This window comes from Cellulosimicrobium arenosum (genome assembly GCF_014837295.1).
In the GTDB taxonomy this organism is placed as follows: Bacteria; Actinomycetota; Actinomycetes; order Actinomycetales; family Cellulomonadaceae; genus Cellulosimicrobium; species Cellulosimicrobium arenosum.
In genome coordinates this window covers 437585-450073 of record NZ_JACYHB010000001.1, presented here as the reverse complement: position 1 = coordinate 450073, position 12489 = coordinate 437585, and the positions used below count along the sequence as shown (strand labels likewise).

Annotated in this window: 11 protein-coding genes; 10 read left to right on the top strand and 1 reads right to left on the bottom strand. The window is 73.2% G+C overall.

The features are described from left to right. Positions 1 to 43: 43 nt before the first annotated feature. Positions 44 to 1918 carry a DEAD/DEAH box helicase gene (locus tag IF651_RS02060; RefSeq protein ID WP_191827395.1) on the bottom strand — a complete coding sequence of 625 codons (1875 nt, stop codon included), beginning with the start codon at positions 1916 to 1918 and terminating at the stop codon, positions 44 to 46. Positions 1919 to 2241: 323 nt separating this feature from the next. Here IF651_RS02060 and clsA point away from each other — a divergent pair, with 323 nt between their 5' ends. The 10 genes from clsA to IF651_RS02010 all read left to right on the top strand — a co-directional run bounded on the left by clsA (position 2242) and on the right by IF651_RS02010 (position 12462). Further along, a complete protein-coding gene (gene clsA / locus IF651_RS02055) occupies positions 2242 to 2829 on the top strand; it encodes a cardiolipin synthase ClsA (RefSeq protein ID WP_338403708.1) in 588 nt (195 codons plus the stop codon). Beyond that, complete coding sequence (locus tag IF651_RS02050) at positions 2826 to 3779, top strand: DUF881 domain-containing protein (protein WP_338403707.1); 954 nt, start codon at positions 2826 to 2828, stop codon at positions 3777 to 3779. Before clsA ends, IF651_RS02050 begins: the two co-directional genes overlap by 4 nt. Continuing rightward, positions 3776 to 4108, top strand: a complete 333-nt coding sequence (locus tag IF651_RS02045) for a small basic family protein (protein ID WP_191827393.1) — start codon at positions 3776 to 3778, stop codon at positions 4106 to 4108. Before IF651_RS02050 ends, IF651_RS02045 begins: the two co-directional genes overlap by 4 nt. Further along, positions 4105 to 5337 (top strand): DUF881 domain-containing protein, encoded by a 1233-nt coding sequence (locus tag IF651_RS02040; RefSeq protein WP_241743966.1) that lies wholly within the window; start codon positions 4105 to 4107, stop codon positions 5335 to 5337. Before IF651_RS02045 ends, IF651_RS02040 begins: the two co-directional genes overlap by 4 nt. A gap of 189 nt (positions 5338 to 5526) precedes the next feature. Further along, positions 5527 to 6009, top strand: a complete 483-nt coding sequence (locus tag IF651_RS02035; RefSeq protein WP_191827392.1) for an FHA domain-containing protein — start codon at positions 5527 to 5529, stop codon at positions 6007 to 6009. Continuing rightward, a complete protein-coding gene (ftsR, locus tag IF651_RS02030) occupies positions 6006 to 6785 on the top strand; it encodes a transcriptional regulator FtsR (RefSeq protein WP_338403706.1) in 780 nt (259 codons plus the stop codon). Before IF651_RS02035 ends, ftsR begins: the two co-directional genes overlap by 4 nt. Positions 6786 to 6876: 91 nt before the next feature. Then, on the top strand, positions 6877 to 7350 hold the full coding sequence (locus tag IF651_RS02025) for a bifunctional nuclease family protein (protein ID WP_191827582.1): 474 nt from the start codon (positions 6877 to 6879) through the stop codon (positions 7348 to 7350). A 121-nt stretch (positions 7351 to 7471) separates the two neighbouring features. Beyond that, the gene (locus IF651_RS02020; protein WP_338403704.1) at positions 7472 to 8059 is read left to right on the top strand and encodes a MerR family transcriptional regulator; all 588 of its coding nucleotides are present in this window, start codon (positions 7472 to 7474) and stop codon (positions 8057 to 8059) included. 156 nt (positions 8060 to 8215) lie between these two features. Further along, positions 8216 to 11620 (top strand): pyruvate carboxylase, encoded by a 3405-nt coding sequence (locus IF651_RS02015; RefSeq protein ID WP_191827390.1) that lies wholly within the window; start codon positions 8216 to 8218, stop codon positions 11618 to 11620. A 23-nt stretch (positions 11621 to 11643) separates the two neighbouring features. Further along, positions 11644 to 12462, top strand: coding sequence for an MBL fold metallo-hydrolase (locus IF651_RS02010; protein WP_206715090.1), 819 nt, complete (start codon positions 11644 to 11646; stop codon positions 12460 to 12462). The last annotated feature ends 27 nt before the right edge of the window (positions 12463 to 12489 follow it).

Sequence of the window (12489 nt, the reverse complement as noted above, 5' to 3'; positions counted from 1 at the left end):
CTCGATCGAGCAGACGGGGCCTTCAGCGTGCGAGCGTGGTGCGTCAGAACGCGGCGCGCTGGCGCGGCTTGCGCTCGTCGTGCCGGCCGGACGGACCGTGCGTCGGGCGCGGCCGGTCGCTCTTCGGTGCGGGCCCGCGACCACGCACCGACGGCGCGCCCTCGTCGACGCGGATCCGCAGCGCGCGACCGGCGACGCGGGCGCGCCCCAGCTTGTCGAGCGCACCCGGGTCGAGCGGCGTCGTGATGTCGACGAGCGAGAACGTCGGGAAGATGTCGATCTTGCCCACGTCGGACCCGTCGAGCCCGCCCTCGTTGGTCAGCGCACCGACGATCCCGCCCGGCAGCACACCGTCCTTGTGGCCCACGGCGAGGCGGTACCGGGTACCGACGGCGTCGCGGCGGATGCCTCGACCACCGGTCTCGCGGCCCGGCCGGTCACCACGACCGGGACGGTCGCCGACACGGTCGGTGCGGCGGGCCTTGGCCTGGTCACGCGCCTGGGCGCGCTCCGCCTCGAACCGCTCCTGCTCCTCGCGGGCACGCGGGCCGTCGTCGCCCACCGCGAGCGCCACGAGTGCGGCAGCGAGGTCGACGGGGTCGACGTCGTGCTCGGCGGTGAAGGTGCGGATCAGGTCGCTGTACAGCGAGAGCCGACCGGCCTCGCGGCGCTCGGGCACCTGGGTGAGCAGTGCACGCGCCTTGTGCGCGGACACGTCCGCGGGGGAGGGGATCTCGATCTCCTCGAGCGAGGCGCGGATGGTGCGCTCGATCTGGCGCAGACGACCGCGCTCGTGGGGGGTGACGAAGCTCAGGGCCTCGCCGGAGCGCCCGGCACGGCCGGTGCGGCCGATGCGGTGCACGTACGCCTCGGGCTCGCCCGGCAGGTCGAAGTTGACGACGAGGCCGATGCGCTCGACGTCGAGGCCGCGGGCCGCGACGTCGGTGGCGACGAGGACGTCGAGCGCGCCGGAGCGCAGGCGCTCGACGATCTTCTCCCGGTCCTTCTGCGCGACGTCGCCCGAGATGGTGGCGGCGGACACACCGCGCTCGACGAGGGCGGAGCCGACCTCCTCGGCCGCGCCACGGGTGCGGGTGAAGACGATCGCGGCATCGGCGTCCGACGTGGCGAGGACGCGGGCGAGCGCTCCGGTCTTGTGCCGGAACGGCACGACGGCGTACGTCTGGCGCACGGAGGTGACGGTCGAGGACTGGCGCGCGACCGCGATCTCGACAGGGTCGTTCAGGTGCTCGGCGGCGACGCGGCGGATCTGCGGAGGCATGGTCGCGGAGAACAGGGCGACCTGACGCTGCTTCGGGGCGTACGCGAAGATCTTCTCGACGTCCTCGGCGAAGCCCATGCGCAGCATCTCGTCGGCCTCGTCGAGCACGAGGAAGCGGACGTCGTCGAGCACGAGCGTGCCGCGCTCGAGGTGGTCGATCATGCGGCCGGGGGTGCCGACGACGACCTGCGCGCCGCCCTGCAGGGCCCGCTGCTGCGGCTGGTAGGGGGAGCCGCCGTACACCGCGACGACGTTCAGCCCGGGAAGGTGCGTGGCGAACGACTCGATCGCCTCGGCGACCTGCATGGCGAGCTCGCGCGTCGGGGTGAGGACGATGGCCTGGGCGCGGCGCTGCGCGGGGTCGATCGACGCGAGCAGCGGCAGGCCGAACGCGGCGGTCTTGCCGGTGCCGGTCTGTGCCACTCCCGTGATGTCGCGCCCGGCGAGCAGCGCAGGGATGGCCTCGGCCTGGATGGCCGACGGCGTGACGAACCCGAGGTCGCGCACGGCGGCCTCGAGCTGGGCCGGCAGGCCGAGGTCCGCGAACAGCGGGCCCTGGGGGACCGCGGCGGTGGTGGGGGTGGAGTCGTCGGACTGGTCGAGGGCGCGCGTGGGCGCAGCGACGTCAGTAGTCATGAAGAGGTGAGGACCGTTTCGTCTCGGGGTGTTGGAGGCCACGCAGGCGCCGGGTCGGCTCCTGCTGGTCGCACTCCCGAACACACCTGGCCGGCGATGACCGGCCATCTCACAGAACACGCGGGACGAGCGACGAACTCCAAGGGATCGCGTCATCTTATCCCAGGTGCTCGTCCGGGTGGTCGTGGCCACGTGGTGACGTCGCTCACCCGCAGGGCGTGGGCGGCGGCACGCCCCGCCCGCCGGTACATAGGATGGGCGCAGCGGACATCGGGCCGCGGCCCGTCTCGACGACGGGCGTGGCGGCGAGTCGGGCGGTGGGCGTGGCAGCAGGGCAGCAGGTCAGCTCTCGTGTCCTGACCGTCCCGAACCTCATCAGCCTGCTGCGGCTGCTGCTGGTTCCCGTGTTCGCGGTCCTCATCGTCCAGGAACGCGACGTGTGGGCGCTCGTGGTGCTCGCCGCCTCGGGCGCGTCGGACTGGCTCGACGGGTTCCTGGCGCGACGCCTGGACCAGGTCAGCCGGATCGGGGTGATGCTCGACCCGGCGGCCGACCGGCTGTTCATCCTGGTCACGCTCCTCGGGCTGGCGTGGCGTGACGTCGTGCCCGTGTGGCTCGTCCTGCTCATCGTCGGCCGGGACGTGCTGCTCCTGTGCCTGATGCCGGCACTCGCGCGCCACGGCTACGGTCCGCTGCCGGTGACGTTCATCGGCAAGGCGGGCACGTTCGCGCTGCTGTACGCGTTCCCGCTCCTCCTGCTCGCCGAGATGCCCGGTACGGTCGGGGACGTCGCCGCGGTCGCCGGCTGGGCCTTCACCGGCTGGGGGGTGGGCCTGTACTGGGTCGCCGGGGCGCAGTACGTCCGTCAGACCCGCGCGCTCGTCGCGGCCGATCGCAAGGAGGCGTCGTGACGCAGGACCCGCCCCCCGTGCGCCGGGCCCGGGTGGACGCCTCGATGACGCTGCTGAACGAGGTCATGCACCGTCCGCTCGACCCGGGGTACGCCGAGGCCGCCGCGCGCCGGGCGTCGGGGGAAGCCCCGAGCCGTACCGCCCCGGCGCGGGTTCTCGCGCTCGCCGTCCTGGCCGTCGTGCTCGGTCTGATCACGACCGCCGCGGCCGTCGACCTGCGAGCGCCCCAGCCGGACGTGATCGCGGCGCGTGACGTGCTCGAGGACGAGATCCTCGCCCGCCAGGCCGACACCGACGGGCTGACGGACAGCTCTGCGCGGCTCAGCGCAGAGATCGAAGGTCTCCAGGAGGACGCGCTGGAGGGTGCCGACGGCGGGGTGCTGGCCGACGTGGCGCAGGAGGGTGCTGTCACGGGCGCCCGCGCCGTCGAGGGGCCGGGCGTCGTCGTCACGCTCGCCGACCCCGACACCGGGCTCGCACCGGGTGAGGCCGTCGACCCGGAGTCGCGGGTCCAGGACTCCGACCTGCAGCGGGTCGTCAACGCCCTGTGGGCCGGCGGGGCGGAGGCCGTCGCGATCGACGACCAGCGACTGGGCGGTCTGACGGCGATCCGCAGCGCCGGCGACGCGATCCTCGTGGACCTGCAACCCATCACGAGCCCCTACCGCGTCGTGGCGATCGGTGACCAGGACGGGATGCAGGCTGCGCTCGTCCGCTCGGGCGTGTCCGACCTGCTGCGCGTCCTCGGCTCGCAGTACGGCATCCAGTCGAGCGTCATCGACCAGAGCTCGCTCGAGACACCCGGGCGGGCGGAGACGACGCTGTACTTCGCCACGGCCACACCGGCGACCGTAGAATCCGACTCGTCGACCACGACCGACCCGGGCGCGCCGGCGCCCGGTGGACAGGACGCCCCCGGTACGGAACCAGGTCAGGAGAACGCGGGATGATCGCAGTCGTCGGACTCGTGGTGGGGATCGTCGCCGGCCTGGTGCTGCAGCCGACCGTCCCCGTCTACCTCCAGCCGTACCTGCCGATCGCCGTCGTCGCAGCGCTCGACGCGCTCTTCGGCGGGCTGCGGGCCATGCTCGACGGCGTGTTCGACGACAAGGTGTTCCTCGTGTCCTTCCTGTCGAACGTCGTGGTCGCAGCCCTCATCGTGTTCCTCGGCGACCAGCTCGGCGTCGGCAGCCAGCTCTCCACGGCGGTGGTCGTCGTGCTCGGCATCCGCATCTTCTCGAACGCCGCCTCGATCCGGCGCCACATCTTCAAGGCATGACCGTGCCCGAGCCCCACGACGACGCCGACCGCCCCGACGAGGCGGAGGACACCTCGACCGCGACCGGCGCCCCGGGCAGCGCGCCCGAGAGCGTACCGCTCCGTGCCTCCGACGAGCCGACGGCCGGCAGCGACAGCACGGACCGCACCGCCGAGGCAGACGATCGCGCAGACGACGGTGCTGACATGCCGGACGAGCGCGAAGCCCGGTCCGACGCCACCGATGACGTCACCGCGCACGACGGAGCTGATCCCGCGTCCGCGGGTGCGCAGGACGACGAACCGGACGAGGAGCACCACGACGAACCCGACGTGGAGGACGACGAGGCGCCACGCACGGACGAGCTGCCGGCGCAGGCGCCCGACGACCCGATGGTCGAGGCGCAGGCCGAAGAGCCCGACGAGGAGCAGGGCGACGCAGCGGGCGACCGCCCCGGCACGGCTCCGGTCGGCGGCGAGCACGCGCCGCCGGGCGCGCGCCACGCCGTTCCCGAGACACCTGCTCCGGGCGGGCTGCGGGCGCTGGGCAGCGCCCTGCGGCCGCGCGCGAAGCGGTCGCAGGCCGTGGTCGGGGTGCTGTGCGCGCTGCTCGGCTTCGCCCTCGTGGTGCAGGTGAGCCAGACGCAGGAGGACCAGCTCTCGTCGCTGCGGCAGAGCGACCTCGTGCGGCTGCTCGACGACGTCACGCAGCGCTCGGAGGAGCTGGAGGACCAGGTGAGCGACCTCGAGGCGACTCGGGACGAGCTCCAGTCCGGCTCGGGACGCCAGCGCGCGGCGCTGGAGGTCGCGGAGCAGCAGGCGCAGACGCAGGGCATCTTGTCGGGCCGGCTCCCGGCGCAGGGCCCCGGGGTGCGGATCGACGTCGCCGAGGGCGACCGAACGCTGCGAGGGTTCGCGATGTTCAACGTGCTCGAGGAGCTGCGCAACGCCGGCGCGGAGGCCATGCAGGTCAACGGGGTCCGACTGGTGACGAGCAGCTACTTCGAGGACTCGGACGAAGGACTGGTGGTGGACGGCCAGGTCATCACCTCCCCGTACCGCTGGACGGCGATCGGTGACCCGTCGACGCTCGAGACGGCGCTCGAGATCCCGGGCGGTGCGATGGCGTCCCTGCGTTCGGACGGCGCCCGCACCACCATCACGCAGGAGGACGGCGTCACGGTCGACGCGGTGCGTGAGCCCGCGGACCCGCAGTACGCGACGCCCGCACCGGTCGACTCCGACGACTGAGCCGACCGGTGGTGCACTGCCCCCGGGCAACGTCTTCCGTGGCGGCGAGCTCGCGGGGTAGGTTGGTCTGCACCGTCCCGTGGGTCGAGCGGCGTGCGTCGTGACCTGCGGGTGTAGTAGTTTTCGCACGGGCAGCGCAGGTGCGGCACGCGGGCCCGCAACGGTCCCGAGAGTCGCCGAGGAGGCAACATGACAGTCCCAGGTGGTCCTGCTGAGCCGCACCGGGCCGGAAGCGACACCACGATCAACTTCGGGCGCATCGAGGTCGTGCCCGACGAGGGCGTGCAGCCCGGCGGTCTCAGTCCCGAGGAGCAGGCTGCCGTGTCCGCACTGCCGCGGCACTCGGCGCTGCTCATCATGCAGCGCGGCCCGGGTCAGGGTTCGCGGTTCCTGCTCGACGACGAGCGCACCGTGGCCGGGCGCTCCGAGCGCGCGGACATCTTCCTCGACGACGTCACGGTCTCCCGCAAGCACGCCGAGTTCGTCCGCGAGGGAAACCAGTTCGTCGTGCGTGACGTCGGCTCGTTGAACGGCACCTACGTCAACCGCAACCGCATCGACTCCCACCTGCTCGCGACCGGGGACGAGGTGCAGATCGGCAAGTACCGGCTCACGTTCCACGCGAGCCGGCAGTCGGTCGAACCGACGAACGGACCGGCCACGGCACCGTGAGCGCCACCGGCGGCGCGGCGCGCCCAACGCCGTTCGAGCGGGACGACCAGGAGGACGCCGCGCAGCCGTGGCCGCGCGGCATCTCCCGCCGGGCGTCCATGCGCATCTCGGACGTGCTGCGCGACCTGCGTGCCGAGTTCCCCACGGTCAGCCACTCCAAGCTGCGCTTCCTCGAGGAGCAGGGACTGATCGAACCCGTGCGGACCGCGGCCGGCTATCGCCAGTACAGTCCGGCGGACGTGCAGCGCCTGCGGTTCGTGCTCCTCGAGCAGCGTGACCGCTACCTCCCGCTCAAGGTGATCAAGGAACGTCTCGCCGCGCTCGACGCCGGTGCGGACGACGACGTCGCCGAAGCGCCGGGTCCGCGTCTCGCCGTCTCGGGCGAGGAGCCCCCCGTCGCCCCCGCGCGCCGCCGGTACACGACGCGGACGCTCGCCACGGCCACGGGTGTCGACCACGAGCTGGTCGAGGGGCTCGTCGGGGCGGGTGTGCTCCGCACCTCGCCCGGAGGTCAGCTCGACGCGTCGGCGGTCGACATCGTCGTCCTGGCCGCCGGGCTCGCGGAGCACGGCATCCAGCCACGCCACCTGCGGTCCCTGCGTGGCGCTGCCGACCGGCAGGTCAACCTCGTCGAGCAGGTCGTCGCCCCGCTGCGCAGCCAGCAGTCCGCGTCGGCACGCGCGCAGGCGGCGACGACCGCGTCCGAGGTGGGAGAGCTGTGTGCACGGCTGCACACCGCATGGGTGCGCCAGGGCGTCGCAGACCTGGGCACCTGAGAGCCCGGCGCGTCCGGTCGCGACGGGCATCGCATCTCCTGACGGATGCTCCGGTGCGACGTACCGTTGACAGGTGAGCGACGACGTGCCGATGGTCCCCGTGGACGTCCTCGGCGTGCGCCAGCAACGACGTGACCAGGAGATCGTCGTCCTCCTGCACGACGGTGCGTCCGACCTCGTGGTCCCCATCGTCATCGGGCCGCGCGAGGCGAGCGCGATCGCGATGGCCCAGGCCGGGCTCCCCACGCCCCGCCCCATGACCCACGACCTGCTGCGCGACGTGCTCGAGGCCGTGCACGTGCGCCTCGAGCGCGCCGAGATCGTCGCCCTGGACGGCGGCGTGTTCTTCGCCGAGCTCGTGCTGAGCAACGGGGCGCGACTCGACTCGCGCGCGTCGGACGCGATCGCCCTCGCCGTGCGCACCACCAGCCCCGTGCTGTGCTCCGCAGAGGTCGTCGCGACCGCCGGGGTCGAGGTCGTGGACGTCGCGCAGGAAGAGGAGGTCGAACGGTTCCGCGACTTCCTCGACCACGTGACACCGGACGACTTCACCGCCGATGACTAGCGACCGGACGGCAGAGCTCGCCGCCCGAGGAGGCGACACGCCCCGCGCGTCGGGGCCTCAGTCGTTGACGACCCCCCGCGGCGCCCATAGCGTGGAGAACGACATCATCCAGGAGGCGACAGTGAACAGCAGCGGTGGAGCGAGCGTCGGTGCGGGCGCGGCGATCCCGCAGGGCGCGCAGGGTCTCCTCTTCGGGGAGGACATCACCGAGCAGGACACCACCACCGGCTACCGGGGCCCGACGGCGTGCCGCGCCGCCGGGATCACGTACCGCCAGCTCGACTACTGGGCGCGCACCGGACTGGTCGAGCCCACGGTGCGGCCGGCGACCGGGTCGGGGACGCACCGGTTGTACAGCTTCCGGGACATCCTCGTGCTCAAGGTCGTCAAGCGGCTCCTCGACACCGGGGTCTCCCTCCAGCAGATCCGCAGCGCCGTCGAGCACCTGCGCGAGCGCGGCGTCGACGACCTCGCCCAGATCACGCTCATGAGCGACGGCGCCAGCGTGTACGAGTGCACGTCGCCCGACGAGGTCGTCGACCTCGTCCAGGGCGGCCAGGGAGTGTTCGGCATCGCCGTCGGCAGGGTCTGGCGCGAGGTCGAGGGCACGCTCGCCGAGCTCCCCACCGAGTCCCTCGACGACCGCGCCCCCACCCCGGACGTGACCGACGAGCTGGCCCGTCGACGTCAGGCACGGTCCGCCGGCTGACCGGCCCGCGCCGGGACCGCTGTGCAGCACGGCTGTGCAGCACGTCACAGCAGCCACGTGATCGGGCGCAGCACGAGCGTGGGAGGATCGGGCGGTATCTGAGCGTCGCCGCAGCGCGCAGCCGGGCGGCCGCACGATCCGACGGATGGAGTGCCAGTGTTCTCGAAGGTCCTGGTCGCCAACCGCGCGGAGATCGCCGTCAGGGCGTTCCGCGCAGCCTACGAGCTCGGGGCCCGCACGGTCGCTGTGTTCCCCCGCGAGGACCGCAACAGCGAGCATCGGCTCAAGGCCGACGAGTCCTACCTCATCGGGCAGGACGGCCATCCCGTCCGCGCCTACCTCGACATCGACGAGATCGTGCGTGTCGCCCGCGACGCCGGCGCGGACGCCGTCTACCCCGGATACGGGTTCCTCTCGGAGAACCCCGACCTCGCGCGGGCGTGCACGGACGCCGGGCTGACCTTCGTCGGCCCGCCCGCCGACGTGCTCGAGCTGGCGGGCAACAAGGTACGGGCCCTGCGAGCGGCACGCGAGGCGGGCATCCCCGTCCTGGACTCGAGCGAACCGTCCGACGACGCCGACACCCTGCTCGCTGCCGCCGACGAGGTCGGCTTCCCGGTCTTCGTCAAGGCCGTCGCCGGCGGCGGTGGGCGGGGGATGCGCCGCGTCGACACCCGCGACGAGCTGCCCGAGGCCCTGGCCGCCGCGATGCGCGAGGCCGACGGCGCGTTCGGCGATCCCACGGTGTTCCTCGAGCGCGCGGTGCTGCGTCCCCGCCACATCGAGGTGCAGATCCTCGCGGACGGCACCGGCGACGTCGTGCACCTGTACGAGCGCGACTGCTCGCTGCAGCGCCGCCACCAGAAGGTCGTCGAGATCGCCCCCGCCCCGAACCTCGACCCTGCGATCCGCGACGCGCTGTGCGCCGACGCCGTGCGCTTCGCCCGCCACATCGGGTACCAGAACGCCGGGACCGTCGAGTTCCTCGTCGACACCGTCGGCGAACGCGCCGGCAAGCACGTGTTCATCGAGATGAACCCCCGCATCCAGGTCGAGCACACCGTGACCGAGGAAGTCACCGACGTCGACCTCGTGTCCGCCCAGATGCGCATCGCGTCCGGCGAGACGCTCGTCGACCTCGGGATCCGCCAGGAGACGGTGCGCGTCAACGGCGCCGCGCTGCAGACCCGCATCACGACGGAGGACCCCGCGAACGGTTTCCGCCCCGACACCGGGCGCATCATCGCCTACCGCTCGCCCGGGGGCGCCGGCGTCCGGCTCGACGGCGCCACCGCCACCGCGGGTGCGGTCGTCTCCGGGCACTTCGACTCCATGCTCGTCAAGCTGACGTGCCGCGGGCACGACTTCCCGACGGCGGTACGCCGCGCCCGTCGCGCACTCGCCGAGTTCCGCATCCGTGGCGTGCGCACCAACATCGCGTTCCTGCAGGCCGTGCTCGCCGACCCGGAGTTCGTCGACGGGAACGTCGCGACGTCGTTCATCGACGAGCGCCCCGAGCTGCTCGAGGCTCGCGAGAGCGCCGACCGCGGCACCCGCCTGCTCGCCTTCGTCGGCGACGTCACGGTCAACCGCCCGCACGGTGCGCCCCCGCGACCGGCCGCCGTGTCGCCCGCCGGCAAGCTGCCCGCGCTCGACCTGTCCGTGCCCGCCCCGCCCGGCTCGCGCCAGGAGCTGCTCGAGCTCGGCCCGGAGGGCTTCGCACGTGCACTGCGTGCGGAGGATCGGCTGCGCGTCACCGACACGACGTTCCGTGACGCCCACCAGTCCCTGCTGGCCACGCGCGTGCGCACCCACGACCTCGCCGCCGCGGCCCCGTACGTGGCGCGCGCCACCTCCGGCCTGTGGTCGGTCGAGGCGTGGGGCGGTGCCACGTACGACGTCGCGCTCCGGTTCCTCGGCGAGGACCCCTGGGAACGGCTGGCGACCCTGCGCGACGCGATGCCCAACCTCGCGATCCAGATGCTCCTGCGCGGCCGCAACACCGTCGGGTACACCCCGTACCCGACGCGTGTCACGAGCGCGTTCGTCGAGGAGGCCGCCCGCACCGGCATCGACGTGTTCCGCATCTTCGACGCCCTGAACGACGTCGACCAGATGCGCCCCGCGATCGACGCCGTCCGGGCCACGGGCACGAGCGTCGCCGAGGTCGCGCTCTGCTACACGGGCAACCTCCTCGACCCGGCCGAGGACCTGTACACCCTGGACTACTACCTGCACCTCGCCGACCGCATCGTCGGCGCCGGCGCGCACGTGCTCGCGATCAAGGACATGGCCGGGCTCCTGCGCCCGGCAGCCGCGACCCGGCTCGTGAGCGCGCTGCGCCAGCGGTTCGACCTGCCCGTGCACCTGCACACCCACGACACCGCGGGCGGGCAGACCGCCACGCTGCTCGCCGCCGCGGCCGCCGGGGTCGACGCCGTGGACGCCGCGAGCGCCGCGATGGCCGGGACCACGAGCCAGCCGTCGCTGTCCGCGCTCGTCGCGGCGCTCGAGCACACGGAGCGCGACACCGGGCTGTCGCTGCAGGCGGTCGCGGACCTGGAGCCGTACTGGGAGGCGGTGCGGCGTACGTACGGTCCGTTCGAGTCCGGTCTGCCGGGGCCCACCGGTCGGGTCTACGAGCACGAGATCCCCGGTGGCCAGCTGTCGAACCTGCGGCAGCAGGCGATCGCGTTGGGGCTGGGGGACAAGTTCGAGCAGATCGAGGCGATGTACGCGGCGGCGGACCGCATCCTGGGGCGCCTGGTGAAGGTGACGCCGTCGTCGAAGGTCGTCGGCGACCTCGCGCTCCACCTGGTCGCCGCCGGTGCGGACCCGGGCGAGTTCGCGAGCGACCCGCAGGCGTTCGACGTGCCGGACTCCGTGGTCGGGTTCCTCGGCGGTGAGCTGGGCGACCCGCCCGGTGGGTGGCCCGAGCCGTTCCGCTCCCGCGCGCTGGAGGGTCGGGCGAGACCCGCCGGACCGACGCCGCTGTCGCCGGAGGACGAGGCCGATCTCGTCGAGGCGGGCTCGGTGCGACGCCGCCGCCTGAACCGGTTGCTCTTCGCGGGCCCGACGAAGGAGTTCGAGCAGGTGCGGGAGACCTTCGGCGACGTGTCCCTGCTGGAGACCCCCACCTACCTGTACGGGATGGAGCCCGGTGACGAGATCTCCGTGCGCCTCGAACGGGGCGTGCGCCTCCTGGTCGGTCTGGAGGCGATCGGTACGCCGGACGCGCAGGGCATGCGCACCGTGATGTTCACCCTCAACGGTCAGCTGCGCCCCATCCAGGTGCGCGACCGCGGCGTGGACGTGGCCGCGGGGACGGTGGAGAAGGCGGACCCGACGCAGCCGGGGCAGGTGGCGGCACCCTTCGCGGGGGCCGTGACGCCGGTGGTCGCGGTCGGCGACGCCGTCGCGGTCGGGCAGACGGTCGCGACCGTCGAGGCGATGAAGATGGAGGCCGCGATCACCACCCCGGTCGCCGGCACCGTGCAGCGGGTCGCGATCGGCGCGGTCCAGCAGCTCGAGGGCGGGGACCTGGTCGTCGTGGTCGGGTAGCAGGTTCGGACGAGGGAGCAGGTATGCGAGTCACTTTCCACGGTCACGCGTGCGTGGCGATCCGGCAGGAGGGCACGACGGTCGTCGTGGACCCGGGTGCGTTCGCCGACGCGGGTACGGCGCTGCGCGGTGCCCGTGCCGTGCTGGTCACGCACGAGCACCCGGACCACGTGGACCCCGCGGCGCTCGGCGCCGCGCTGGCGACCACGCCCGAGCTCGAGGTGTGGGCGCCCGGTGCGGTGGTCCGGCTGCTGCAGGGGACGCTTCCCGACGGCGCGGCGGCGCGCGTGCACGCCGTCGCGCCGGGCGACGGGCTCGAGATCGGTGGGGTCGCCGTCACGGTGGGTGGCGGGCAGCATGCCGTGATCCATCGCGACGTCCCGCGGATCGCGAACCTGACCTACCTGCTCCGCGCGGACGGTGCCACGGTCTACCACCCGGGGGACTCGTTCGACCTGCCCGGCGCGACGACCGGGCGTGAGCACAGGCTCGACGTGCTGCTCGCGCCGGTCTCGGGCCCGTGGCTCAAGATGTCCGAGACGATCGACACGGTGCGGGCGGTCGACCCGTGGATCGTGGTCCCGATCCACGACGCGCTGCTGTCCGACGCCGGGCTGGGTTCCGTCGACCGGTTGCTGGGCGCGGCCCGCACGGGCGGGAGCTACGACTACCGGCGGCTCACGGTGGGGGAGTTCGTCGAGATCGGGCGTGCGAGCACGGCTGCGGCTGCCCACGACGTGCTGCGCGACCACCCCGAGTACGCGGAGGTGGCGCTCCTCGAGGAGGACGAGACCGTGCCGCCGCGTCCCGAGGAGGAGGCCGCGGACGCCGCGCGCGAGTGAGGTCCCGGCAGCGGTCGAGGAACCGCG

Excerpts from the sequence above, each read along its gene's own strand:
- IF651_RS02060 (WP_191827395.1), bottom strand. The coding sequence starts at position 1,918 with ATGACTACTGACGTCGCTGCGCCCACGCGCGCCCTCGACCAGTCCGAC.
- IF651_RS02045 (WP_191827393.1), top strand. The coding sequence starts at position 3,776 with ATGATCGCAGTCGTCGGACTCGTGGTGGGGATCGTCGCCGGCCTGGTG.
- IF651_RS02040 (WP_241743966.1), top strand. The coding sequence starts at position 4,105 with ATGACCGTGCCCGAGCCCCACGACGACGCCGACCGCCCCGACGAGGCG.
- IF651_RS02035 (WP_191827392.1), top strand. The coding sequence starts at position 5,527 with ATGACAGTCCCAGGTGGTCCTGCTGAGCCGCACCGGGCCGGAAGCGAC.
- IF651_RS02025 (WP_191827582.1), top strand. The coding sequence starts at position 6,877 with ATGGTCCCCGTGGACGTCCTCGGCGTGCGCCAGCAACGACGTGACCAG.
- IF651_RS02010 (WP_206715090.1), top strand. The coding sequence starts at position 11,644 with ATGCGAGTCACTTTCCACGGTCACGCGTGCGTGGCGATCCGGCAGGAG.